The organism is Bradyrhizobium sp. MOS001, assembly GCF_004634465.1.
GTDB lineage: Bacteria > Pseudomonadota > Alphaproteobacteria > Rhizobiales > Xanthobacteraceae > Bradyrhizobium > Bradyrhizobium barranii.
Genome location: NZ_SPVJ01000013.1, coordinates 21,412 through 46,195 on the forward strand (window position 1 = coordinate 21,412; position 24,784 = coordinate 46,195).

Consider the following 24,784-nt stretch of genomic DNA (forward strand, 5'->3'; position numbering starts at 1 on the left):
CACAAATGGGCGGGCGAGCGAAGCGCGCGCTCAGGCCGAGATCGTCTTCCTGATCCAGACCTTGTTGTCGTGGAATGCAGCTCCCCCGATCGGCGCGATCGTATCGGCTCCAGTCAGCACGTTGATGCCACGGCCACCGATATGATTCTTGTTCGGGTGAACGGATTCCGCGATCAGCACGCCGCGCCGCACGCCGTCGAACAGCGTTGCGAGCAGCGTGGTCTCGCCGCGGGTGTTGCCGAGCGTCACGGCGTCGCCGTCGGCGATATCGAGCGCGGCCGCATCCAGCGGATGGATCATCACGCTCGCTCTGCCTTCGCGCGCCTGCGAGGACGGCGTCTCGTTGAAGGTGGTGTTGAGGAAGCTGCGCGAGGGACTGGTCGCGAGCCGGAACGGATGGGCTTGATCGGTATGCTCGATCACCGCCCAATGATCCGGCAGCGACGGCATCTTGTCGAAATCGCCCATCGTCTGGCCGAAGGGCGGATGCGCCCAATCGGCCTTGAAATGGAATTTCTTGTCCGCATGGGCAAAGCCGTCGAGATAATGCGCGGTGCGGAAGTCCGGCTGCAAATCGCGCCAGATGTCGGCTTCGAGGCCGCCGATGTCGCCGTGTTCACTGAGCTTCAGCGTCGCGTCGATCAATTCGCGCGGCGTCATCTCAAAACCCTGATGCTTCGCGCCAAGCCGCGGCGCCAGCGCCTGCAACACCTGGTGGTTGGAACGGCATTCGCCGGGCGGGTCGATCAGCTTCGGTCCGACCGAGATGTGCTGGTGGCCGCCGCCGTAATAGAGATCGTCATGCTCCATGAACATGGTCGCCGGCAGCACGATGTCGGCCATCTCGGCCGTCTCGGTCATGAACTGCTCGTGCACCGCCACGAACAGATCCTCGCGCGCAAACCCCTGACGCACCAGCGCCTGCTCCGGCGCCACCGTCATCGGATTGGTGTTCTGGATCAGCATCGCCTTGATCGGACCCTTGCCTAGCAAGGCTTCGGCGTCGCCGGTGAGGATGCGGCCGATCTGCGACTGGTCGAGCGCGCGCGTGGTCTTATCGATCGCGTCGTGGCCCTCGATGAGGGATTCATTGAAGTGCCACAGCGCGTAATTGTTGAAGAAGGCGCCACCGCCTTCATACTGCCAGGCGCCGGTCACCGCGGGAACGCAGAGCGCCGCATGCATTTGCGTGGCGCCGTTGCGCGAGCGGGTGAAGCCGTAGCCGAGCCGGAAGAAGGTCCGTTTGGTCTCGCCGACCAGTTTCGCGAAGGCCTCGATCTCGGACACCGGCACGCCGCAGATCGCGGACGCCCACTTCGGCGTGCGCGTCTTCAGATGCGCCTCGAGCTCATCAGGGCAGTCTGTGTACTTGTCCATGTAGGCGCGGTCGGCGTAGCCATCGCGGAACAGGACATGCATCACGCCGCACGCGAAGGCGCCGTCGGTGCCGGGACGCAGGATGATCTTGATGTCAGCCTGCTTCATCGTCTCGTTGTCGTAGATGTCGACCGCTGCGATCCTCGCGCCGCGCTCCTTGCGAGCACGGGCAGCATGCGTCATCACGTTGACCTGCGTGTTGACCGGGTTGGTGCCCCAGATCACCACGAGGTCAGAGAGCGCCATCTCGCGCGGATCGACGCCGGCAATCTTGCCGGTACCGATCGCGAACCCGATGCGCCCGACATTGGCGCAGATGGTCTGATAGAAGCGCGAATATTTCTTCACATGCGTGAGGCGATTGAGGCCGTCGCGCATCACCAGCCCCATCGTGCCGGCGTAGTAATAAGGCCAGATCGATTCCGCGCCATACTCGCGCTCGGCCTGATTGAAGCGATCCGCGATCTCGTCCAGCGCCTCGTCCCAGGAGATCCGCGCGAACTGCCCGGAGCCCTTCGGCCCGGTGCGGCGCATCGGATACATCAGCCGCTCGGGGTGATGGATGCGCTCGGCGTAACGGGCGACCTTGGCGCAGACGACGCCAGCCGTGTAGGTCTGCTTTTTCGAACCTCGGACGCGGCCAATGCTGCGGCCTTCGACCACCTCGATATCGAGCGCGCAGGCCGAAGGGCAGTCGTGCGGACAGGTCGAATGGCGGATTTCGATCTTGGCGTGCTGGTTCATGTCCAGTTCGTAACATCAAAATAGCAGCCAGCCGAGGGCATTTATCCGGCAATGCCCATGCGATTTGCTCAGATCACGTGCCCTGCCGGTTCCTGCCGCGACCGCGAAGAGCGGCGCGGCCACACCGAAAACGGCCCGATATTCCCGGCGCGATCGGCTTTGTGAGCCGTCGACAGTCCGTATCTCCTGCCGCTACATTGCCAGGCAACAAGAACGACAACAAGGAGGTGGCATGACGGCCCGAAGATTGATGCTGGCGCTCGCCGGTCTGCTCGGTGCATTCGCTGCGGCCCCCTCATTCGCACAGGATTACCCGACCCACGCCGTCCGGATCGTAGTGCCCTTTGGCGCCGGCGGGCCGGCGGACGTCGCGGCCCGGCTGATCGGCAATGTGCTCCAGGAGAGCTTTGGCCAGCCCTTCGTGGTCGAGAACCGCACCGGCGCGGGCGGCGTCATCGGCACGGTCGAAGCGGCAAAGTCGCCGGCCGACGGCTACACGCTGCTGATGATGTCCAACACCCAGACCGCGAATGAATCGCTCCTGACGCCGGACAAGCGCAAATACGAGCTGATGCGCGACCTCGCGCCGATCGCGCCGGTGAACTACTCCGACCTCGTCATCGTGGTGAACCCGCAGGTTCCGGCGAAGGCTCTGCAGGAGTTCATCGCGCTCGCCAAATCGCAGCCGGGCAAGCTGAACTACGCCTCCTCCGGTCAGGGCACGCCCTATCACATGGCCGGCGAGCTGTTCAAAGCCATGGTCGGCATCGATGTGGTCCACGTGCCCTACCGCAACAGCGGCGAGGCGCGCAGCGGCGTGATCGGTGGACAGGTGCAGATGATGATCGACGCCGTGCCGGCGATGGCGCCGAATATCGGCGAGAACCAGGTCCGCGCGCTCGCGACCACCGGCAAGGAGCGCTCGGCCGTGCTGCCGAACGTGCCGACCGCTGGCGAAGCCGGCGTAGCAGGCTATGAGGCGACGATCTGGCTTGGCCTAATGGCCCCGGCCGGCACGCCGAAGCCTATCATCGACAAGCTCAATGCCGCCGTGAACGCAATGGTGAAGCGACCGGACATCGTAAAGCTCTGGACCGAGCAGGGTGCCGTACCCATGTCCATGACGCCGGAGGAATTCGAAAAATTCCTTCGCGGCGATATCGAGAAATGGGCCGATGTCGTCAAGAAGTTCGACAAGTCCTGAGGCCGTAGAGCGATCATGCCGACCATTCAATTTCAGCTCAACGGCGCGGCCATAGCCGTGGATGCCGATCCCGACCAGACGCTGCTCGATGTGCTGCGCGGCCGGCTCGGCGTCACCGGTCCGCATTTCGGCTGCGGGGCCGGTGAGTGCGGGGCCTGTCACGTCATGGTGGGCGACCGCGCGATGGCCTCCTGCGACATGCCGATGTGGTCGGTGGCGGACAAGGACGTCGTCACGGTGGAGGGCCTCGGCACGGCCGAGCAGTCGCATCCGCTGCAACGCGCCTTCGTCTCCGAGCAGGCGATGCAATGCGGTTACTGCGTATCGGGAATCCTCATCAGCGCGGCAGCGCTGCTGAAGCGCAATCCCTTGCCGACGGAGACCGAGGTCAGAGCCGCGCTCGATCGCAATCTGTGCCGCTGCGGATCGCACAATCGCATGGTCCGCGCCGTGCTGCGCGCGGCAGCGGAGACGGCGACGTCATGAGTATGCCCTCCCCCGTCCCGAAACTGCCGGTTAGCCTCGCGGCCAATCCAAAGCTGTCGTCCTGGGTGCGGTTTAGCGGCGAAGGCGGTGTCGCGATCTCGCCCGGCAAGGTCGAGATCGGCCAGGGCATCGTCACGGCGCTGGCGCAGATCGCCGCAGACGAGCTCGACGTCGATATCGGCAGGATCGAGCTGATCCGCGCCTCGACGGCGGCCAGCCCGAACGAGGGTGTCACCTCGGGCAGTCTTTCGGTCCAGCAGTCCGGCCGCGCGCTGCGACACGTCTGCGCCGAGGTGCGCCAGCGCTTCCTCGCAGCCGCATCGGAGCGTCTCGGCGTCGATGCGGCGCTGCTCGATGTCGATGACGGCACGATCTCGGGTCCCGGCAACGTCAGGACCAGCTATTGGGAGCTGGCTGGCGACGTCTCGCTCGACCGCGACGCCACCGCGGGCGCCGTCGCGAAGCCCGCTGCCACGCGCGATGTCGCCGGACATTCGGTCCAGCGGGTCGACATTCCCGACAAGGTGTTTGCGCGACCGCGCTTCATTCACGATTGTGCATTGCCGGACCTGGTGCACGGCCGCGTGCTGCGGCCTGACATCTCGGGTGCCAGGCTGATCGCGCTCGACGAGACGGCGGCGCGCGTCGTTCCCGGCCTCGTCGCGATCGTCCGCGACGGCGGCTTTGCCGGCGTGGTTGCCGATAGCGAGGCTTCGGCGGAAGCCGCACTGAAAGCCTTGCGCAAGGGCGCAACCTGGTCGGCTGGCGAGCTGTTGCCCGACGAAGACGATCTCGCAGGCTTTCTGAAGAGCCAGCCGGTCGAAACCACCGTCATCGACACCAGAGCAGCGGCAACGACGAAGAGAGCTGCGCGCACCCTTCGCCGGCAGTACACCCGTCCCTACATCGCACACGCCTCGATCGCGCCATCCTGCGCCATGGCGCGATGGGACGGCGATCGTATCCATGTCTGGACACACAGCCAGGGCGTCTATCTGCTGCGCGCCGATCTTGCGATCGTGCTCGAGCTGCCGGCCGAAAACATCGTCGTCGAGCATATGGAGGGGGCCGGCTGCTACGGGCACAATGCGGCCGACGACGTCGCGCTCGATGCCGTGTTGCTGGCGAAGGGCGCCGGCGGCCGCCCGGTGCGGGTGCAGTGGTCGCGCCATGACGAGATGTCTCATGCGCCGTTCGGCGCAGCGATGGCCATCGAGATCGAGGCCGACCTCGATGCGGACAGCGAGATCGTCGGCTGGCGCCATGCGATCTGGAGCAACGGCCACGCCGCGCGCCCGGGACGCGCGGCGCAGCCGGCGCTGCTTGCGGCGACCGAGATCGCGCCCCCCTACCCGCGCATGATCTCGACGAATCCACCGGCCGCCAATGGCGGGGGCGGCGACCGCAACTCCGTTCCACTCTACGACCTCCCGGCCTGGACCATCACGAGCCATCGGCTGCTGACGATGCCGGTGCGCACGTCGGCGCTGCGGACCCTGGGCGGGCAAGGCAATGTGTTCGCGATCGAATCCATACTCGACGAGATCGCGGTCCTGCGCGGCGAGGACCCGATCGCGTTCCGCCTGCGTCATCTCCGCGACGAGCGCGCCAGCGACGTCATTCGCGCCGCGGCACTGCGCGCGCAGTGGAAACCGCAAAAACAGTCTGGCATCGGCCACGGCGTCGGCTTCGCTCGCTACAAGAACACGGGCGCCTATTGCGCCGCGATCGCCGAGATCGAAGGCACCGACGACATTCGCGTCCGGCGGTTGACACTTGCGGTCGACGTCGGCGAGGCCATCAATCCGGACGGCGTCATCAACCAGATCGAGGGCGGTGCGATCCAGGCCACGAGCTGGGTGCTGAGGGAGCGCGTGCGCTTCGATCGCACGCACATCACGTCGACATCCTGGACGGACTATCCGATCCTGACCTTCAGCGAGGTGCCGGCGGTGGATGTCGAAATCATCCAGCGGCCGGAGATCGAGCCGGTCGGCGCCGGTGAGGCCGCGCACGGTCCCGTGACGGCGGCGATCGCCAATGCGGTCTACGATTGCCTCGGCGTGCGCGTACGCGACCTGCCGATCACGCGCGACAGGATCATCGCAGCCATGGAGCTTGCATCGTGACGACAGTGACCATTTTGAGCGGCGGCGCGGCGCAAGGCCTGGTGCGCGGCCTCAACGAGCCCTTCAAGGTGCAGACCGGCCTCAGTATCGACGGCGAGTTCGGCGCGGTCGGCATCATGGCCGACAAGCTGCGCGCCAGCACCCCGGCGGATCTCGTGATCCTGACGCAGGCGCTCCTTGCGAAGCTCGCCGCGGAGAAGCTCGTCGTCCCCTCCTCGATCGCAGATATCGGCCGGGTCGAGACCGCGCTGGCGGTCCGCAACCGCGATCCGAAAGTCACGGTGAAGACTGAAGCCGATCTCCGCGAGGTGCTGCGATCCGCGGATGCCATCTACGTTCCGGACACCAAAGCCTCGACCGCGGGACAGCATGTCGCAAAAGTGCTGGATCAGCTTGGGATCGCCTATGAGGTCGCATCGCGTCTCAAGATCTTTCCGAACGGCGCGACCGCGATGCGCGAGCTTGCTGCATCCACCGCAACCCGGCCGATCGGATGCACCCAGGCGACCGAGATCATCGCGACCGACGGCATCACGCTGTCGGGGTCGCTGCCGCCGGGCTGCGAGCTCGTGACGATGTACACGGCCGGCGTGACCGCGCGGGCCGCACATCCGACAGAAGCCGCCGCGCTGATCGCTCTGCTGACCGGCGCAGACCGGAAGGAGCTGCGCCGGAGCATGGGCTTTACCGGCTAGGTGCCGACGGCCGCCTTATTTGTGCAACTGGGTGAGACCGGTCGGCGGCCCATCGACCGCGGTCCAGCCGCCGTCGACGAACAGCGTGCTGCCGCTGACATAGCTCGCGGCATCCGAAGCGAGTAACGTCCGAACACCTGGTAGAACACGATGGTGACAATGACGAGCAGGCCGGTCACGGACAGATACATGCCGAGGCGAGCAACGACGGCATTGATCCGCGACAGCAAGCCGGTCGACGGTCGGCCGGTTACCTCCTGCTCGTGGCTTGCGACATGTGGGTCTGTCATCGGCGTCTCCTTGCGCGTCCCCTTCGCGAGGGTCCGGCGCCCGCCTCGCGGCGACGCCGGACCCGACGCTGTGGTCTTACTTCGTGTCCTGGATCCGCTTGACGAGGCCCTTCAGCTTTTCGTCACCTGCGAACTTGTCGTACACCGGCTTCATCGCGTCGACGAATTCCGCCTTGTTGGCGATCGTGACGACCTGAACGCCGGCAGCCTCGACGGTCTTGCGCGAGGCCTGCTCACGCTCGTCCCAGAGCTTGCGCATGACGGGCACCGATTCCTTGGCCGCCTTGCGGATCATTGCCTGATCCTCCTTGCTCAACGTGTCCCAGACCTTCTTTGACATCACGAGAACTTCGGGCGCGAGCGAGTGCTCGGTGACGTTGTAGAACTTGGCGGCCTCGAAGTGGCGCGAGGACTCGTAGGAGGGCCAGTTGTTCTCGGCTGCATCCACCAGGCCCGTCTTGAGGGCTGTGTAGACTTCGCCATACGGCATCGGCGTCGGATTGGCACCAAGGCTCTGGATCATGCCGACCCAGAGGTCGGACTGCTGGACGCGGATCTTCAGGCCCTTGAGGTCGGCGAGCGACTTGACCGGCGCCTTGACGGTGTAGATGGAGCGGGCGCCGCTGTCGTAATAGGCAAGCCCGACCAGGCCGGCGGGCTCCATGGCTGCGAGGATCTCGTCGCCGATCGGTCCGTCAAGGACGGTGCGCATGTGCTGCGTGTCACGGAAGACGAAGGGCAGGCACAACGCGATGGTTTCAGGCACGAAGTTGTTCAACGGCGATGCGTTGATCCGCATCATGTCGAGGGCGCCGATCTTCAGCTGCTCGATGGTGTCCTTCTCGGAGCCCAAGGCTCCATTGGGAAACACCTTCACGCCGAGCTTGCCGCCGCTCGCCGTCGCGAGCTGCTTGCCCATGAACCTGACGGCCTCGACGGTCGGATAATCGGTTGGGTGGATGTCGGCCGAGCGGAAATCGCGTGCGGTCGCCAGCGGCGCTGAGACCGCCAGTACGGCGGCTGCGATGATGCCGGTGAGTATCTTCATCTGGGCTTCCTCCTGAGTTGATTATGTCGTTGTCGGGCCGATGCTGCAGGCCGCCTTGGGTCGCTCCACTTCAGGTGTAAAGTCAAGCGTTACAAACGCACCACCTTGGTAGGATTGCGCGGCGGAGTCGAGCGGATTTGACTGGTGGATGATCACGGCGAGGAAAGGTGCGAGCTTCATCGCGCCCTCTCCGGCGGGGACTTGCGCGGCAGGTGCCGGCTTCCCTTTAATCCCGCCTCGCCGTCGGCCAATGCCGGACGCGAGGTGATGATGCTCGTCATATCCATGGACGTTCCTCTGGTTTTAAATTCGACCGCTATTGGTTGCGGCTTGGAGGTGCAGACGTGACGGTCGCCCCATCCTTGTGCGATGCGCGCTGATCAGCGATGTCGCCAACGTCGTCCCTAGGGCGGGCGGCATTCTGAGTCCAAGCCAAATGCGGCATCGATCAATGCTGGAGTTGCATCGATCGGTCATGCATCACTTCGAGGGCGCGACCGGCCAATGGCCCCGTTTTTCCGAAATCGCCTGCACCGGGGCGTTGCTTGACGCCACAGGGAGAGCCCGCCCAAGATGCGCCGAAACGGAACATCGCGAGGAAATGCCCATGCCGCGGAAGCTGATCGATATTTCCGTGCCGCTCAGAAACGACGTGACGGCCGATCCGCCGGGCAATCACCCGACGATCCAGTATATTGATCACCAGCAGGGCCTGCCCCGCATGCTGCAGTTCTTCGACGGCCTCAAGGCGGAGGATTTGCCGGATGGCCAGGGCTGGGCGGTCGAGCAGGTCTCGCTGTCCACCCACAACGGCACGCATCTCGACGCGCCCTGGCACTTCCACCCGACCATGAATCGCGGCGAGCGGTCATGGACGATCGACGAGGTGCCGCTCGAATGGTGCCTGCAGCCCGGCGTGAAGCTCGACTTCCGCCACCTGCCCGATGGGTACGTGGTGACTGCCGACGATGTCGAGAAGGAGCTGAAACGGATCGGGCACACGCTGTCGCCGCTGGAGATCGTGGTGGTCAACACCAGCGCCGGCGCCAAATTCGGCCAGGCCGATTACGTCAACTCCGGCTGCGGCATGGGCTATGAGGCCACCATGTACCTGCTCGAACGCGGCGTGCGGCTGACCGGCACCGACGGCTGGAGCTGGGACGCGCCGTTCGTCTACACCGCGAAGAAATATGCCGAAACAAAAGATGCCGGCCTGATCTGGGAAGGTCACAAGGCGGGACGACACATCGGCTATTGCCATCTCGAGAAGCTGCACAATCTCGACAAGCTGCCGTCGACCGGATTCACGGTCTCATGCTTCCCGGTGAAGATCGAGCGAGCGTCCGCAGGGTGGACCCGAGCGGTCGCCATCGTCGACAATCAGGTCTGAGGCCTCACTCGCCGTCCAGGCCGCTCGCGGCGAGGTCGCGCAACGCATCGGTATCCAGCACGACGATGGCGCCGTGCTCGAGACGGACCCAGTTGCGGCCGGCCCAGGCGCGCAATTGCTTGTTGATGCTCTCGCGCGTCATCCCCACCATCTCGCTGATCTCCTGCTGCGTGATGGCGAGCGTGCCGCTGCCGGAGTCGAACTTGCGCTCTTCGGTGAGACCGAGCAGCGCGCTCGCAAGCCGGCCCGGCAGATTTTGCAGGATCACCTGCTCGACCTGCTGGCTGGTCCAGCGCAGGCGCGCGCAAAGCAGCTCGATGAATTTCATCGCCAGCGCCGGCTGGCTCTTCACGAATGGCAGGAAGTCCCGGCGGTCGATGATGTAGAGTTCGCAATTGGTGTTGGCAGTCGCGTCGGCCGAGCGCGGCGCGCCATCGAGAACCGCGATCTCGCCAAAGATTTCTCCAGGACCGATCAGATTGAGAATAGCGTTCCTTCCATCTGGCGATGAAGAGGAAATCTTCACTGTTCCCGTGATCACCGCGAACAGGTTGTTGCCGGGATCGCCCTTGGCGGCGATCGTCGCACCGCGCTTCACCGTGGTGTGCTTGGCGTAGCGGCAGAGCTGATCGAGCGCATCCGGCTCCAGATCCGCGAAGATCGGGTGCTTGCGCAGGACCGATAATTTGTTGCCCGCAGCTTGTCGGGGGTCGCCGGTCTTGTCCTGAGGCACGCCGCTGGGCTCCTAAGACTGCGAGACACTGGAGTTCCTGCGTAGTCAACGTTAGCAGGCTTTTCAACCGGAAAGCATGTGCACGGTTTGAGCCAAATACGGCGAAAATGCCACGGTCGGGCGCCGAGGCGGCATCCGGGGGATGAGCCATTGTGTCCCGGTCGATGCAGAGTTGCAGCTATCGCGCGCACCATTGCGTTGAGGCGCTGCCGAACGGCCGCGAGCCGGCCGTGGAAGCCTCCGCGGCAAGCATCGTAAAACGCGATTGTGATCTCAGGACTGTCAGTGCCGGGCGCCCGAATCGGGCCGACCTGCGCTGGTTTGCCGGTCTGCCCATGCCAAAGCCCCGGCGAATGTGACAAAAACGACCACGACAGCGATCGTCACCAGCAGTGCGTCAGTCGGCATGATGCCCTCCCCTGTTATTTGGGCATTATTGGCGGCGAACGACCGCCGTCATTGATTGGGATCAAAATTGGCGAGCGCCGGATCAGGCCGCAGCCAAGGCCTCGACCTTCGCCGGATCGAGCAGGCTGATGCCGCCTTGAACGATCTCGATCACCCCATGTCGCTCCAGCTTGGTGAAAGTGCGACTGACGGTTTCGATGGTCAGGCCGAGATAATCGGCGATGTCCTGACGACTCATCGGCAGCTGAACCGTGTCCGACGCCCCCTTCAGCGAGAATAGCCGCTCGCGCCAGGCGAGCAGAAACGTCGCAACTTTCTCGTCCGCCGATCGGCGGCCGAGCAGGACCATGTGGTCGCGCGCCTGGCTCAACTCGCGAATCGCCAGCTCATTGATCCGCCTGAGCAGATGCGGCCGGCTCTCGACGAACCGGCCGAAGGGCGCCTTTGCGAACTGGCACAGTGTGACGCCACCGATCGCATCGGCCGAAAAATTGTGACGGCCGGAAATATTCATCCCCAGGAAATCGCCTGGTAACGCAAATCCCACGATCTGCCGCCGACCGTCCGGCAACAGCTTGTAGAGCCGCATGACGCCGTCGAGGAGATTGTAGAACGAGGTCGTGGTGTCCTCCTCGGAGAAGACGGTCTCGCCCCCCTCAAAGAGGACGCGGCGTCCCAGATGCTCGAATTCCCTGAGCTCGGCCGGGTCCAGCGACGCGCACACCGCGAAGTCGCGGACCGCACAATCGCTGCAGAAATGCCCGTTCGGCTCGATCGTCACCACGGAAGCCTTCATCTACCGCTCCAAGCACCGGCTGCCCCGCATCAGGCCGAGCCCACCGCGCGGGCTGCATTTTACTGCACTGCGCCAAAGCCGATTGACCCAGATCAATTTTGGCGGGCATGGCCGTCTTGTGTTGTTGCTAGACCGCCTGCACCGTCCAGCCGATCAGTTCCTTTGCAATGCGGGCGAAAGCTGTGTCGAACGCTGCGACCGCTGCGGCCGGCTCGACCTTATCAAGCTTCTCGCTGGTCTCGACGAGGCGCGACGCGACCACTTTGCCGTTCTTGTCGACGATGCGTGCCGACAGTCCGATCTCGACCCGAGCCTCGCCTTCCGTGGCGATCCGGAAGCGCCTGATGTCGATCAGGAGCTGGTAGTCCGCCTGCCCGAGATCGCTTGTGCGCAACGGCGCGTGGGCGATGTCGTAATTCTCAAAACTGTCTATCAGCCGCGCCTGCACCAGCTTCGGAATGCTGTCGGCCCAGAGGAATTCGGCAAAGCCCGCATTATCCCCGCTGGGTGCAAACAGCATCCGTTGGGTCTGGAGCATCGCGACCGCGGTCGGCTCGGGAATCGCCAGTGATGCCGAAAGCGTCTTGCCGGCCAGCCCAAGATTCTGCGGCGTGCGCAGGTCATAGGTGATCTTCTGGGCCGGCGTCCCGCCGCCGGTCATCTTTTCGAGGCCTGCCAGAATACCGTCGATTTTGCCGGTATTGCGCGCGAGGCCGTCGGAGAATGTCTTGAGGTTCGCGATGGTGTCCTTCAGCGGACCGGAATTGTCCTCCAGCACGGTATCGACCCGTCGCAGCGCATCGCGCGCAGCCTGCGTCATGCTCTGGCCTGCACCGGCCTCGGCGATCAGGGTCACGGGCTCGCCGGCCTTGGCGACGGTCATGCCGCCCTCCAGCGTCACCACTGGCACGCCGGTCAGCCCCTGGAAATCGAGCCCGACCTTGGTGTCGGTACGCACGGGTGTCGTCGAGGCAACCGAGATCGTCGCATTGACGAAGCGCGGATTGTCCGCCGCGAGGCCGATCTGCGTCACCTCGCCGACCCGGATACCGTTGAACAGCACGCCGGCACCGACCAGCAGACCTGGCACCGGACCTTGGAATTGCACATGATAGTTCGCGCGCGGCCCGATGCCGCCCGTGTTGTTCAGCCAATAGACGAAGCCGAACACCGCGAGGATCGCGGCCAGCACGAAGCTGCCGATCAGCACGTAGGGAGCGCGGGTTTCCATGTCTCATCTCATCTGGTGTTGCAGCATCTGCGAGCGCTTGCCGTGGAAATAGGCGCGCACCCAGGGATGCTCGGATTGCAGCAATTCGTGCATCGGGCCGATCGCCACGATCTTGCCGTCGGCGAGCGCGGCGACGCGGTCGCAGACTGTGGTGAGGCTCGCAAGATCATGGGTGACCATGAACACGGTGAGGCCGAGGGTCTTCTGCAGCGTCCCGATCAGCGCGTCAAAATCGCCGGCGGCGATCGGGTCGAGACCGGAGGTCGGCTCGTCCAGGAACAGGATCGGCGGATCGAGCGCGAGTGCGCGGGCCAGCGCCACGCGTTTGGTCATGCCGCCCGAGAGCTCGGACGGATATTTGTCGGCGTCCTGCGCCCGCAGCCCGACCATCTCGAGCTTGGCGATCGCGATCTCGTCCATCAGCTCTTGCGACAGCACGAGATTTTCGCGCAACGGAAACTGGACGTTCTGCCGGACCGTCAGCGAGGAGAACAGCGCACCCTGCTGGAAAAGGATGCCCCATGTCGTGGCTGCGCCCTCCTTGCGACCGCCGACGGGCTGTCCCATCACGTCGATGGTGCCGGCCTGGCGTGGGATCAGGCCGATGATGGTGCGCATCAACACCGACTTGCCGCCGCCGGACGCACCGACGAGCCCGAGGATTTCGCCCCGGCGGACGTCGAGCGAGAGATGATCGAGCACGGTCTGGCGGCCAAAGCCGACCACGAGGTCGCGGACGCGGATCGCGAACTCCTCTTGCGACTGCTCCATCGTCACATTCCGATCGAGGCAAAGAAGATCGCGAACAGGCCGTCGAGAACGATCACCAGGAAGATCGACTTCACCACTGACGTCGTGGTTTGCCGCCCCAGCGACTCGGCGCTGCCCTTCACGCGCAATCCTTCGCTGCAGGCGACGATCCCGATCACCAGAGCCATGAAGGGCGCCTTCAGGATGCCGACCTCGAAATGGGTGACGGAGATGGCCTCATGCAGCCGCGCGATATAGATCGCCGGCGCCATGCCGCCGTAGAATTGCGCGACCAGCCCTCCGCCATAAAGCGCCGCAACTGCCCCAATGAACGCGAGGATCGGCAGCGCGATGACGAGGGCTGCTACTCGCGGCAGTATCAGGACATGGACGGGATCGAGGCCCATGGTCGAGAGCGCGTCGATCTCCTCGCGCATCTTCATCGAGCCGAGCTCGGCGGTGTACGCGCTCCCCGACCGGCCGGCGACCATGATGGCGACGATCAGCACACCCAGCTCGCGCAGCACCAGGATGCCGACCATGTCGACAGTGTAGGACTCCGCACCGAACCTGCGGAAATGAAAGAACCCCTGCTGGGCGATGATGGCACCGATCAGGAAGGTAATGAGAACGACAATCGGAATGGCCTGCCAGCCGATCCGGTAGAGCTGATAGACAAGCGATGTCAGCCGCAGCGAGCGTGGCCGGCGCAGCACGCCGATCACGGCGATGAACAATGCACCGAGCATTTGAAGAAAAATCGTGACGTCTTCGCGCGCGCCAACCGTGGATTTGCCGAGATCGCCGAGCCTGAGCAGGACCGGGTTTGGCGCGGCCGCAACCGCCGGGGTGTGGCGGTTGACCTGGCGCACCTCGTCCATCAGGCCGCTGAAATGATCGGCGACGCCGACGAATTCGGCCGATCTGCCGGATGATGCGGCCCGTCGCGACAGCTTCTCCAACACCCAGGCGCCGAGCGTGTCGAGCGCACTGACGCCGGACATGTCCAGCGTCACGGCGCTGGATCGATCGACATCGGCCCCGACCGAACGGGACAGCGTCTCGAGCGCCGAGACGTTGGCTGCCGTCCACGGCCCTTCCGGGCGCAATTTCAGCGCATCGCCGGAGGGCGTTGCCAGCAACAGCGGTTCGGAGTTCACGCATCCACCTCATCGGGACAATTGGCCCCCATTCAGCCGCCACTTCTAGGCCAGCATATGGCGGCCGGGTTGACCTGTCTCAACACCAGGACCGCGCGCCGTCCCTTGACGCAAATCAAGCGCGGCCGCGCCGCCGGGCCTTAGGGTCTCTTCCATTCAAGGGAGTTCTCAAATCCATGTTCAACAGCGACAGGATGAGCGAAGAACTGCGAGCGCTGAAGGTTGACGTCACGCGTCTGCTGAGCACCGCAGGCGAAGAGATGTTCGACAGCTCGAAAGATCGGGCCGAGGCTCTGGCCGATCAGATCAAGGCCGCGCTTGCCGAGCTCGGAGAAACCGTCAGCGACGAGCAGGAGCAGCTTCAGCGCCTCATTGCGGAACGCCCGGTCACGTCGCTGGCCTCGGCTTTCGCGCTCGGCGTGGTCGTCGGCGTCATGCTGAGGAGTCACTAGGTGAACACGGAAAATGTCGTCAAACATCTGCGTGCACTGTGGCGCACCGACAGGATCATCGCGGACATCAGGCTGCGCCATCTGTTGATCGGTCTCGGCCTGCGGGCCTTCGCGGCGCTGATCGCGACATTCGGGCTCCTGATGCTGGAGCTGTCGGCCTATTTCGCGCTGGTCCAGATCTGGAGCGCAATTGCGGCGGCTGCCATCCTCGGCACCGTCAATTTCGCCATCGCGGCGGTTCTCCTCGTCGTTGCCGGCCGTCCTCCATCCGGCCGCGACATCGAGCTCGCCAATGAAATTCACGGCGCATCCATCGAAGCCTTGCAGCTCGAGGCGCGGGCGCTCCAGGCCCAGGTGTCGGGCGCGGTGCATCATCCGCTCAGCACGATTGTGCCGGTGCTGGTGCCGCTGATCGCGATCATCGTCAAGAGTCTGCGGAAAACGGAATCCGCCGCATCGCGCGAAGCGCACTCGTGATCGGAACGCTCAGAGCTTGAGCCTGACGTCACAGAGGTCGGGCTCGGTCGAATCCGGCTTCACGTCGAAACCGAGCTGGCGGCACATCTCAAGCATTGTGGTGTTCTCCCTGAGGACATCACCCGAGATGGTCTTCAGACCCTCCGACCTCGCATAGTCGATGATCAACTGCATCAGCGCCCATCCGAGCCCCCTGCCCTTGAGGTCCGACCGCAGCAGGATCGCATATTCACCGCTCTCATAGACCGAGTCCGAATGGAGCCGAACGACACCCACCATCTCGCCGGTGGCTTCGTCGAATGCGATGAAGGCCATTGCGCGCGCATAGTCGAGCTGGGTCAGGCGCGCGATGAACTCGTGGGTGAACTCCTTCATCGGCGCGAAGAAGCGCAGGCGGAGATCGTGCGCCGTGACGTGACGCAGGAATTCGTGGATGGTCGGCTCGTCCTCGGGACGCAAGGGCCGTACGAAGATGCGCCAGTCGTCCTTGAGCGCCAGCCGGCGCTCCCACTGCGACGGATAGGCCCGGACGGCGAAGTTGGCCGGGCCGGAGCCCGCGAATTTGCGCTGCGGCGGCCCCACCGCGACGCGGGCGTCGACCGCCGTCACGCCGGTCTCGTCCGCAAGCAGTGGGTTGATGTCGAATTCACGGACCTCGGGAATGTCAGCGGCCATCTGGGCGAGCTTGACCAACACCAGCGCGACGGCGTCCGGCTCGACCGCGGGTACGTCGCGATAGGCCTCCAGCAGCCGTGATACGCGCGTGCGGCCGATCAGGTCGCGGGCGAGCTGCAGATCGAGCGGCGGAAGCGCCAGTGCCTTGTCGTTGATGATCTCGACCGCCGTCCCGCCCCGGCCGAAGACGACGACGGTGCCAAAGGTGGGATCGTCGGCAAGACCCAGGATCAGCTCACGCGCCTTCGCCTTGACGACCATCGCCTGCACGATGACGCCCTCGATGCGGGCTTCGGGACGGAGCTTCCTCGCCCGCGCGAGAATGTCGGTGGCAGCCGCGCGCACGGCCTCCGGCGTGGTCAGATTGAGGACGACGCCGCCGACGTCCGATTTGTGGACAATGTCGCGCGACATGATCTTCAGCACGACCGTGACGCCCTGCGCGAACATCTCGCTGGCGTAGGCGACGGCCTGCTCGACATCGGTCGCGGCACGGGTCGGTACCATCGCGATATCATAGGCTCCGAGCAGGTGCTTGATCTCGACGGGATCGAGCCATTTGCGACCGTCCGCGATCGCAGCGGCGACGATCTGCCTGGCAGCCCGGGCGTCAGGCACGAACGTGTCGGGCATCGCGGGAGGAACCTGGCTCAGCTCCTCTACGACCTCGCGATGCCTCACGAGATGCATGAAGCCGCGCACCGCATCATCTTCGGTCGGATAATTCGGAATGCCCGCGCCGGAGAGCGCCTGAATGATGTTCTGATCGGCTCCGACCCAAGCCGCCAGCACGGGCTTCGCCCATCGGCGCTGCTGCTCGCGATATTTGCCGACGAGCTCGGTGACGGTCGCGGCGATGTCGGCAGCCGGGGCGATCGCGGTCTGCACGTTGAGGACGAGGACGGCATCATTATCAGGGTCCGCGAGCAGCACCTCCAGCGCCGCCGCGTAGCGCGATGCATCGGCATCACCGACGATGTCGACGGGATTCGAACCGGACCAGGTCGGCGGCAGCACCGCATCGAGGCTCTTGCGCGTCGCAGCCGAGATGGACGCCGGGATTCCCCCAAGGTCCACCAACCGATCCACGGCCAGGACACCGATGCCGCCGCCATTGGTGAGGATAGCGAGACGCTTTCCCGCCGGCGGCTCGACGCGACCGAGCGTCTCGGCGCAATCGAACAGCTCGCGCAGATCGGAGACCCGCAGGACGCCCGCACGGCGGAACGCGGCATCATAGACGGCGTCGGCGCCGGCGAGCGCGCCGGTATGGGTTGCCGCCGCTTTGGCACCCTGCGCCATGCGGCCGGACTTGACCACGACGACCGGCTTCACGCGCGCCGCGGCCCGCGCCGCCGACATGAACTTGCGCGCGTCCTTGATGGCCTCGATATAGAGCAGAATCGCGCGAGTCTTGTGATCCATCGCGAAATAATCGAGCAGGTCGGCAATATCGACGTCGATCTGATCGCCGATCGTGACAATGCCGGAGAACCCGACGCCGCGCTGCGCAGCCCAATCCACCATTCCGGCCGCGATCGAGCCGGACTGCGAGATCAGCGCGAGGTTGCCCGCCCCCGGCATGTGCGCGGCAAAGCTGGCATTGAGGCTGACGCCGGGCATCATGATGCCGAGACAGTTCGGCCCAATCAGCCGCATCCCGTATTTGCGTGCCGCAGTGATCGCGGCCTCGTGCAGGGATCCCGGTCCGTGACCGAGGCCCGCCGAGACGATCAGCGCGCCGGCCGAGCCGCGACGTCCGGCCTGGTCGATGATGCCGGGAACCTCTCGCGCCGGCGCGGTGATGACCACGAGCTCGGGCACGAAGTCCAACCTGTCCAGACTGCCCACCGCAGCGATGCCGCCGATCTCGGCGTGGCGCGGATTGACGAGGCCGAACCGACCCTTGAACTCGGCCTTGTGAATGTTCTCGAGAACGGCGCGTCCAACCGAGACCGGGCGGGCGCTCGCGCCGACGAGCGCAACCGAACGCGGCGACAGCAGATTCTTCAAGCGATAGGTTGACATGGAAGCATATGCGCCCGGTCGTTGGCGGTTCCGATGGTTGACGATCGGCCGATAAACTGGCGATGCGCCTAGTGCGAGATCATAACCCAGCACGGCGGCTGGCCAATGACGGTTTTTGTCACACCACCCCAGACGATCTCGTTCAGGCGTGAATGATGGTAGGCGCCCATCACGATCGCATCCATGGCATGGGAATTCGCCCAGCTTCCGAGCACCTTGCCGATCGAGCTGCCGCCGCCCTTCGTCGTTTCGAACGAGGCGTAGACCCCGTGTTCCCTCAGATGGTCGACGAGCGCGGTTCCGGATTGCACGACCGCATCGGCCTTGTCGTCCGCCACCGTGACCACCCGGACGGATGCCGCAGCCTGAAGAATGGGCAGCGCGTCGCCGACCGCCCGCGCGGCACGGGCTGAGTGATCCCAGGCGATCATGACGTTCTCGAACTCCGGTCGCAGCTCGTCCACATGCTGTTCCGGGCAGAGCAGCAGCGGCCGGCCGGATTCGAACAGGAGCGTTTCGATGATGCGCTCCGTTCGACTGTCATGGGGCCTCACGGGGACCAGCGTCAGATCGCTGAAGCGGGCATGCTCGGCCAGGATCGACGCGATCTGGTCCGCAGGCACCTTACCCGATCGGCTTTGGGCGCGAATGTTGGCGCGGGAGGCTGCATTGGTGAAGGCGTTGAGGAGTTGCTGCACGTCGCTTACCTCACGCGAACCGCTCGCCTCCGCGGAATCCAGATCGCCAGGGCTGATGACCGTCGGTCGCGCGAAAACATCTTCCTCGAGCGCGAGCGCGGTGATCCTGGCGCCGAGGTCGGCGGCGACAGCCACGCATGTCGCGATCGCAGCGAGGGCCGGCCCGCGCGGTTGGCCGACAAGCGGCAGAAAGACATCCTTGATGGGCATCGGGATTCTCCTTACCGGTCAGGATAAGCCACCTTTCGCCGGGAAGCTTGATCCTCCTCAAGGCGGGAACACCGCGCAGCCAGCCGACGACAGACTTTGACCGATGTCAAGGACTGGCCCCGATCCGCCTCTAGGAGTTAGCCTGCTGCCTCACCGCCGATGCATCTGGATTTGCTCGCAGAGATGACGGACGATTCTGCAACCCAGGAACGGGTCTTCGAAGCTCTAAACGCGCGTCCTGGCGTAAAGCGGATCGACACCCACGCAGCGTCGGTGTTTCTCGACGGAACGCGCGCCCTGAAGATCAAGCGGGCTGTCAAGTTTCCATTCCTCGACTATTCGACGCTCGAAAAGCGCGAGGCGGCCTGCGAAGAGGAGATCAGGATCAACCGGCCGCTCGCGCCGCAAATCTATCACCGCGTCGTGGCGATCACGGAGGAGCCGGATGGATCGCTCAAGATCGACGGTCGCGGCCGGCCTATCGAGTATGCGGTCGACATGTCCCGCTTCGACGAAAACCGGACGCTGGACCATGTGACAAAAGCCGGCCCGCTGGATGCAGAACTCGCCCCCGCCATCGCGGATGCGATCGCAGCATCGCATGCGAGAGCGCCCGTCGCGGACGGCACCGCATGGATTGCCTCCATTCCCGCGCTGATCGATGGCAACAGCACCGGGCTGCGCAATGGCGATCATTTCGAAGCCGCCCAGATCGAGCAACTCTGCGAAGCCTCACATCAGGCATTCCTGCGCGTCCGCGCTACACTGGAACAACGCGCGCGCCACGGTTTCGTGCGCCGCTGTCACGGTGACTTGCATCTTGCCAATATCGTGCTGATCGGCCGGCAGCCTGTCCTGTTCGACGCGATCGAATTCGACGCGCAGATGGCGACCGTGGACATGCTCTATGATCTTGCGTTCACGCTGATGGACCTGCTGCGCCACGACCAGTCGGACACGGCCAATGCAGTCCTGAACCATTATCTATTGACGGCGCCCGGCGAAACGCTCGACGCCCTGGCGGCGCTGCCACTGTTCATGTCCATTCGCGCGGCGATCCGTGCGCAGGTGGCGCTGGCGCGACTGAGGCGGCCTGATGCCGACGGCCCCGGCACTCTCGGCGAGGCGCGCCGCTATTTCGAGCTCGCCCAGGCTTTGATTCATCCCCCCGCCCCTCGCCTGATCGCGGTTGGCGGACTGTCGGGCACCGGCAAATCCGTGCTCGCGCGCGCGCTGGCGCCCGCCGTGGCGCCACAGCCGGGCGCCGTCGTGCTGCGCAGCGACGTCATTCGCAAGCAGCTGTTTCAGGTGGGACACACCGAACGGCTACCGCCGTCCACGTACCGGCCTGACGTGACGGCGCGCGTCTACGAGGTGCTGATGCAGCGCGCCCGCCAGGTTCTGGCGCAAGGCCATTCGGCCATCGTCGACGCCGTCTTTGCGCGTGAGTCCGAGCGAGACGAGATGGCCGCCCTGGCACGCGAGTGCGGCGTACCGCTCAATGGACTATTCCTCGTCGCCGACCTCGCCACCCGCAAGGCGCGAATCGGCGGTCGCCGGGGCGACGCGTCCGACGCCACGCAAGAGGTTGCCGCGCAGCAAGAGCACTATAATATCGGCCATGTCGGTTGGGCGACCATCGATGCATCCGGGACACAAGCGCAGACGCTCCAGAACTGCCGGGACGTAGTCGCTGAGGGCAAATAAGGCAATCCGATTGGCGCGGGCTAGGATGGCGCGACCCACCACGAGTTCGATGGCGACCGCTCGCGCCAAGCCTGCGGCGCGGCGCAATGTTCTGCCCGGCCGCCTCAGCCCCGGCATGGCCTGCGACACCGCGTTCCGGATCATCGCCCGCCGCCACCTCGATGCCGTCCTCGCCCAGCACGATGGCACCTGCCACGGCGATCCGGAGGCGCTGCATCAGATCCGGATCGCACTGACGCATCTGCGCACCGCCATCCGCTTCTTCTCGCCCATGGTCGACGATGCCCTGCGGCCGAATGTCTGGGCCGAATTGAAATGGCTGAACAGCCAGCTCGGCATGGTGCGCGACCTCGACGTGGCGATCGAGCGAGTTATCGCCGAGAGCGGGGGCGAGCTTGACGTGATCGCCGAGCTTCAGCATTGGGACGAGAAGCGCGCCGAGAGCCACCGCCTGCTGGCGCGCGCGCTGCAATCGGCGCGGTATCGCCGTCTTGTCGAGCAGACCTCGGCCTGGATCGAGAGCGGTCCTTGGTCGACCCGGCGCAGCAAGGAAGCCATCCGATTGCGCCGCTGCCCGCTTGCCGACCACGCGACGGCGCAGCTCACGGAATGGGAAACGGCGCTGCTCAGGAAGGCGCGGAAACTGCGCAAGCTCGACGTCGAAAAACGGCACAAGCTGCGGCTCCTCAACAAGCGGCTGACCTATTCGATCGAATCGCTGGAGGATTTGTTTGCAGACGAATCGCTGACCAAACAGAAGTCGATCCTCAAGCAATTGCGCAAGGCGCAGAAGTCCCTCGGGCAATTGAACGACGATGCGCGAGGGCAAACCCTGGCAGCGTCACTGAACGAGGCCGTCCCAGAGGCGGGCATTCGCTTCCTCAACCGGAAGCGTCAAAAGAAGCTGTTGCGGACCGCCTCGAACGCTTACCGGAAACTGGACAAGGCCAAGCCGTTCCGCTCGTCCGACCTCGCCCCGAATGCAGAGCCCGAGGATTAGGGCGGACCAGCTTGACTTGGGTCAAATCAGCTTCCTGCCGGCGAACTAAGCTCCACACATCGATATTCGTGTGAACTTGCGGAGCTTCCCCATGCGCGCCCACCAGATCATGACCCGCTCGGTTATCTCGGTTGCCCCCCACACCAGCATCATCGAGGCGGCAAACACCATGCTGAAGCGGCACGTCAGCGGCCTCACCGTGGTCGACGATGCCGGCAAGCTGGTCGGCGTGGTCTCCGAGGGGGATTTCGTCCGCCGCAGCGAAATCGGCACCGGGCGCAAGCGAGGCCGCTGGCTGCGGTTCATCCTCGGCCCCGGCACATCCGCCAGCGATTTCGTCCACGAACATGGCCGCAAGGTCTCGGAGGTGATGACCGCCTCGGTCGTGACCATCACCGAGGATACGGCGCTCGCGGAGATCGTTGATCTCATGGAACGGAACAACGTCAAGCGGCTGCCGGTGGTACGCGGCGACAAGGTCGTCGGCATCGTCTCGCGCGCCAATCTATTGCAGGCGGTGGCGGGGCTCGCTCGCGAGGTCCCGGATCCGACGGCCGACGACGATCACATTCGCGGCCGTATCATCGACACCATGGAGAAAAACGACTGGTGCCCGTTCGGACTGAACGTCATCGTCCGGGGCGGCATCGTTCATCTCAGCGGCGTCATCACCGAGGAACGCGCGCGTCAGGCCGCCGTCGTTGCGGCGGAGAACGTCGAGGGTGTCAAGAAGGTGCACGACCATCTGTGCTGGGTCGACACCGTATCGGGCGTCTATCTGAATTCGCCCGAGGACGACGATCTCGCCAAGGCCAGCTAGGTGCGAACCAAAGGCGGCTTAGCGGGGAATGACGGCGGTGGCTTCGATCTCGACGCGCGCCGCCTTCTCGACGAGGCGGACGACCTGCACCAGTGCCATCGCAGGATAGTGCGCACCGAAAGTGGCGCGGTAGCTCTTGCCGAGCTCCCTCAGGTTCGCCAGGTATTCGTCCATGTCGACGACGTACCAGGTCAGGCGCACGAGGTGCTCGGGCCGCGCACCCGCCTCCGCCAATATCTCGGCGATGTTGCTCAGGGCTTGGCGCACTTGCGCGACAAAGCCGTCCGCGAGACGCTCCTCGGCGTCCCAGCCGATCACGCCGCCGGTGACGACGATGCGTCCCTCGGCGGCCATGCCGTTGGCATAGCCTTTCGGTAGCGGCCAGCCGGACGGTTGGAGCACCTGCGCCCTGGAGCCGGTTTCGTCCTCGGCCGCTGTCGGCAGCACCGCGAAATGCGGGCCTTTCGGCGTCGTCACGGACAATTCTTCATCCTTCTCTTATTCCGCCGCAACGCCAGAGGACGTCGCTGCAGCCTGCGCCAACTGCCGCAGGGCAAATCGCTTCAACTTGCCGGTCTCGGTCTTCGGCAGTTGCGCCACGAACTCGATCGCGCGCGGATATTTGTAAGGCGCAATCTCACGTTTGACATGCTCCTGCAACTCCGCTGCGAGTTGAGCGTCCGGCGTCACGCCGGGGGCGGCGATGACATAGGCCTTCACGATCATGCCACGCGCCTCGTCCGGCGCACCGACGACGCCGCACTCGGCTACGGATGGATGCGTCAGCAGCGCCGCCTCCACATCCGTGCCCGCGATGTTGTACCCGGCTGACACGATCATGTCGTCGGAGCGCGACTGGTACCAGAAGTAGCCGTCGCTATCCATCAGATAAGTATCGCCGGTGATGTTCCAGCCGTTCTGGACGTATTTGCGCTGCCGCTCGTCGGCGAGATAGCGGCAGCCGGTCGGGCCGCGCACCGCGAGCCGCCCCATCGTGCCCGGCGGCAGGTCATTGCCGTCGTCATCGACGATTTTTGCTTCGTAACCCGGCACGGGTTTGCCGGTTGCGCCGGGACGGATCTCGTCCTCGGTCGCGCTGATGAAGATGTGCAGCAGCTCGGTCGAACCGATGCCGTCCATCAGCTTGATGCCAGTGGCCTTGAGCCAGGCATCGAATGTCGGCTTGGGAAGGGTCTCGCCGGCAGAAATGCACTTGCGCAGCGAGGAAATGTCGCGACCTGCGAGCTTGCCGATCATGGCGCGATAGGCGGTCGGCGCGGTGAAGCAGACCGAGGTCTTGTATTGCTCGATCGCCGTCAGCATGTCGTCCGGCGTCGTCTTCTCCAGCACGACGAAGGAAGCGCCGATATGCATCGGAAACAACACGCCGCCGAAGCCGAAGGTAAAGGCGAGCGGCGCTGAACCGACGAAGCGATCCTTCTGCTCCGCCCTCAAGATGTTGTGCGCATAACCGTCGCAGACCGCCAGCATATCCCGATGGAAATGCATGGTGCCCTTGGGATCGCCCGTCGTGCCCGACGTGAAGGCAATCAGGCAGATGTCATCGGCGGCGGTATCGACCGCCTTGAACTCCGGGCTCGCATCAGCAATCAGCGCCTCGAGCGAGTCCGACGCGCTGTTGCCCCAATAGACCACGTGCTTGAGGCCGGGCGCCGCCGCTTTCGCCTTCTCCATCTCCTCCGAGAGTTTTCCATCGCAGAGCGCGAGTGCAATCTCCGCCTTCTGGATCGGATAAGATAGTTCCTTGGCGCGCAGCAGAGGCATGGTCGCCACGACGATGCCGCCAGCCTTGATCACCGCGAGATAGGTCGCAACCATCATCGGATTGTTGGCGGAGCGCAGCAGCACGCGTCCGCCGGTTACGAGACCAAGCTTGCGAACCAGCACGTTGGCGATGCGGTTCACGAGCGCTTGCAGCTCGCGATAGGTGTAGCTGACGGCCGGACTGATGACGCAGGACCCGTCACCGTGGCCCTGCTCGACCCAGCGGTCGAGAAAATAGCTGACGCAGTTCAATCGCGGCGGATAGTGCAGCTCCGGCCGCGTGAAGATGAATTCGGGCCAGAACTCTCGCGGCGGCAGATGCTGCCGTGCGAACGTATCGACGTGGGCTGTCGCGGCGTTGCCGTCATACGAGCCCGACTCTTCAGCCTTAGCGGCGTTGGCCATCGCACGCTCCTTTCAGCATGGAAAGCACCCGGCAGCATCATATGGGAAACATTTTAGGCTTAAAACAATTCGGCGCAATAGCGGAT

22 protein-coding genes and 2 pseudogenes are annotated in these 24,784 nt (G+C 64.6%); 10 read left to right on the plus strand and 14 right to left on the minus strand.

The annotated features are described in order from the left end of the window. Nucleotides 1–30: 30 nt before the first annotated feature. Nucleotides 31–2,121, minus strand: a complete 2,091-nt coding sequence (locus CT676_RS18410; protein ID WP_135215092.1) for a molybdopterin oxidoreductase family protein — start codon at nucleotides 2,119–2,121, stop codon at nucleotides 31–33. Nucleotides 2,122–2,353: 232 nt separating this feature from the next. Here CT676_RS18410 and CT676_RS18415 point away from each other — a divergent pair, with 232 nt between their 5' ends. The 4 genes from CT676_RS18415 to CT676_RS18430 are packed head-to-tail and all read left to right on the plus strand — an operon-like array spanning nucleotide 2,354 to nucleotide 6,635. Next, nucleotides 2,354–3,325, plus strand: coding sequence for a tripartite tricarboxylate transporter substrate binding protein (locus tag CT676_RS18415; RefSeq protein WP_135215093.1), 972 nt, complete (start codon nucleotides 2,354–2,356; stop codon nucleotides 3,323–3,325). A 15-nt stretch (nucleotides 3,326–3,340) separates the two neighbouring features. Beyond that, nucleotides 3,341–3,811 (plus strand): (2Fe-2S)-binding protein, encoded by a 471-nt coding sequence (locus tag CT676_RS18420; RefSeq protein ID WP_135215094.1) that lies wholly within the window; start codon nucleotides 3,341–3,343, stop codon nucleotides 3,809–3,811. 2 nt (nucleotides 3,812–3,813) lie between these two features. After that, entirely contained in the window at nucleotides 3,814–5,940 is a 2,127-nt protein-coding gene (locus tag CT676_RS18425; protein WP_135215177.1) for a molybdopterin cofactor-binding domain-containing protein, read from the plus strand. Next, nucleotides 5,937–6,635, plus strand: coding sequence for a substrate-binding domain-containing protein (locus tag CT676_RS18430; protein WP_135215095.1), 699 nt, complete (start codon nucleotides 5,937–5,939; stop codon nucleotides 6,633–6,635). Before CT676_RS18425 ends, CT676_RS18430 begins: the two co-directional genes overlap by 4 nt. A gap of 15 nt (nucleotides 6,636–6,650) precedes the next feature. On the opposite strand, the pseudogene CT676_RS46275 reads toward CT676_RS18430, so the two are convergent. The 4 genes and pseudogenes from CT676_RS46275 to CT676_RS44075 all read right to left on the minus strand — a co-directional run. Further along, a pseudogene (locus tag CT676_RS46275) lies at nucleotides 6,651–6,758 on the minus strand (3-oxoacyl-ACP reductase); the annotation flags it as partial. Beyond that, nucleotides 6,758–6,925 (minus strand): annotated as a pseudogene (locus CT676_RS18440) (TRAP transporter small permease); the annotation flags it as partial. The pseudogenes CT676_RS18440 and CT676_RS46275, both read right to left, overlap by 1 nt. Before the next feature lie 76 nt (nucleotides 6,926–7,001). After that, nucleotides 7,002–7,973 carry a TRAP transporter substrate-binding protein gene (locus CT676_RS18445; RefSeq protein WP_135215096.1) on the minus strand — a complete coding sequence of 324 codons (972 nt, stop codon included), beginning with the start codon at nucleotides 7,971–7,973 and terminating at the stop codon, nucleotides 7,002–7,004. A 21-nt stretch (nucleotides 7,974–7,994) separates the two neighbouring features. Continuing rightward, nucleotides 7,995–8,153 (minus strand): hypothetical protein, encoded by a 159-nt coding sequence (locus tag CT676_RS44075; protein ID WP_161495946.1) that lies wholly within the window; start codon nucleotides 8,151–8,153, stop codon nucleotides 7,995–7,997. Between the two features lie 427 nt (nucleotides 8,154–8,580). On the opposite strand from CT676_RS44075, the gene CT676_RS18450 reads away from it, so the two are divergent. After that, nucleotides 8,581–9,363: a cyclase family protein gene (locus CT676_RS18450; protein WP_028149679.1), complete on the plus strand. Its 783-nt coding sequence runs from the start codon at nucleotides 8,581–8,583 to the stop codon at nucleotides 9,361–9,363. A 4-nt stretch (nucleotides 9,364–9,367) separates the two neighbouring features. On the opposite strand, the gene CT676_RS18455 is transcribed toward CT676_RS18450, so the two are convergent. The 5 genes from CT676_RS18455 to CT676_RS18475 all read right to left on the minus strand — a co-directional run bounded on the left by CT676_RS18455 (nucleotide 9,368) and on the right by CT676_RS18475 (nucleotide 14,441). Beyond that, nucleotides 9,368–10,096, minus strand: coding sequence for a Crp/Fnr family transcriptional regulator (locus CT676_RS18455; protein ID WP_028149678.1), 729 nt, complete (start codon nucleotides 10,094–10,096; stop codon nucleotides 9,368–9,370). Between the two features lie 490 nt (nucleotides 10,097–10,586). After that, entirely contained in the window at nucleotides 10,587–11,300 is a 714-nt protein-coding gene (locus tag CT676_RS18460; protein WP_135215098.1) for a helix-turn-helix domain-containing protein, read from the minus strand. A 127-nt stretch (nucleotides 11,301–11,427) separates the two neighbouring features. Then, nucleotides 11,428–12,531, minus strand: coding sequence for an ABC-type transport auxiliary lipoprotein family protein (locus tag CT676_RS18465; protein WP_135215099.1), 1,104 nt, complete (start codon nucleotides 12,529–12,531; stop codon nucleotides 11,428–11,430). Between the two features lie 3 nt (nucleotides 12,532–12,534). Then, nucleotides 12,535–13,302, minus strand: a complete 768-nt coding sequence (locus tag CT676_RS18470) for an ABC transporter ATP-binding protein (RefSeq protein WP_167768084.1) — start codon at nucleotides 13,300–13,302, stop codon at nucleotides 12,535–12,537. Nucleotides 13,303–13,304: 2 nt separating this feature from the next. Next, nucleotides 13,305–14,441, minus strand: coding sequence for an MlaE family lipid ABC transporter permease subunit (locus CT676_RS18475; RefSeq protein ID WP_135215101.1), 1,137 nt, complete (start codon nucleotides 14,439–14,441; stop codon nucleotides 13,305–13,307). A 176-nt stretch (nucleotides 14,442–14,617) separates the two neighbouring features. Here CT676_RS18475 and CT676_RS18480 point away from each other — a divergent pair, with 176 nt between their 5' ends. Continuing rightward, a complete protein-coding gene (locus tag CT676_RS18480; RefSeq protein ID WP_135215102.1) occupies nucleotides 14,618–14,893 on the plus strand; it encodes a hypothetical protein in 276 nt (91 codons plus the stop codon). After that, nucleotides 14,894–15,370, plus strand: coding sequence for a phage holin family protein (locus tag CT676_RS18485; RefSeq protein WP_135215103.1), 477 nt, complete (start codon nucleotides 14,894–14,896; stop codon nucleotides 15,368–15,370). 9 nt (nucleotides 15,371–15,379) lie between these two features. Here the strand turns inward: CT676_RS18485 and CT676_RS18490 are convergent, their stop codons facing one another. After that, the gene (locus CT676_RS18490; RefSeq protein ID WP_135215104.1) at nucleotides 15,380–18,073 is read right to left on the minus strand and encodes a bifunctional acetate--CoA ligase family protein/GNAT family N-acetyltransferase; all 2,694 of its coding nucleotides are present in this window, start codon (nucleotides 18,071–18,073) and stop codon (nucleotides 15,380–15,382) included. A gap of 68 nt (nucleotides 18,074–18,141) precedes the next feature. Beyond that, nucleotides 18,142–18,981 carry a universal stress protein gene (locus tag CT676_RS18495; protein WP_135215105.1) on the minus strand — a complete coding sequence of 280 codons (840 nt, stop codon included), beginning with the start codon at nucleotides 18,979–18,981 and terminating at the stop codon, nucleotides 18,142–18,144. 183 nt (nucleotides 18,982–19,164) lie between these two features. Between CT676_RS18495 and CT676_RS18500 the strand changes: the two genes are divergently transcribed. The 3 genes from CT676_RS18500 (at nucleotide 19,165) to CT676_RS18510 (ending at nucleotide 22,508) form a co-directional block, all read left to right on the plus strand. Continuing rightward, entirely contained in the window at nucleotides 19,165–20,688 is a 1,524-nt protein-coding gene (locus tag CT676_RS18500; protein ID WP_135215106.1) for a bifunctional aminoglycoside phosphotransferase/ATP-binding protein, read from the plus strand. Between the two features lie 25 nt (nucleotides 20,689–20,713). Continuing rightward, complete coding sequence (locus CT676_RS18505) at nucleotides 20,714–21,688, plus strand: CHAD domain-containing protein (protein WP_135215107.1); 975 nt, start codon at nucleotides 20,714–20,716, stop codon at nucleotides 21,686–21,688. A 91-nt stretch (nucleotides 21,689–21,779) separates the two neighbouring features. Continuing rightward, nucleotides 21,780–22,508 (plus strand): CBS domain-containing protein, encoded by a 729-nt coding sequence (locus CT676_RS18510; protein ID WP_135215108.1) that lies wholly within the window; start codon nucleotides 21,780–21,782, stop codon nucleotides 22,506–22,508. 18 nt (nucleotides 22,509–22,526) lie between these two features. On the opposite strand, the gene CT676_RS18515 is transcribed toward CT676_RS18510, so the two are convergent. Next, on the minus strand, nucleotides 22,527–22,991 hold the full coding sequence (locus CT676_RS18515; RefSeq protein ID WP_193560893.1) for a RidA family protein: 465 nt from the start codon (nucleotides 22,989–22,991) through the stop codon (nucleotides 22,527–22,529). Nucleotides 22,992–23,006: 15 nt separating this feature from the next. Further along, nucleotides 23,007–24,698, minus strand: a complete 1,692-nt coding sequence (locus CT676_RS18520) for a benzoate-CoA ligase family protein (RefSeq protein WP_135215110.1) — start codon at nucleotides 24,696–24,698, stop codon at nucleotides 23,007–23,009. Nucleotides 24,699–24,784: the final 86 nt, after the last annotated feature.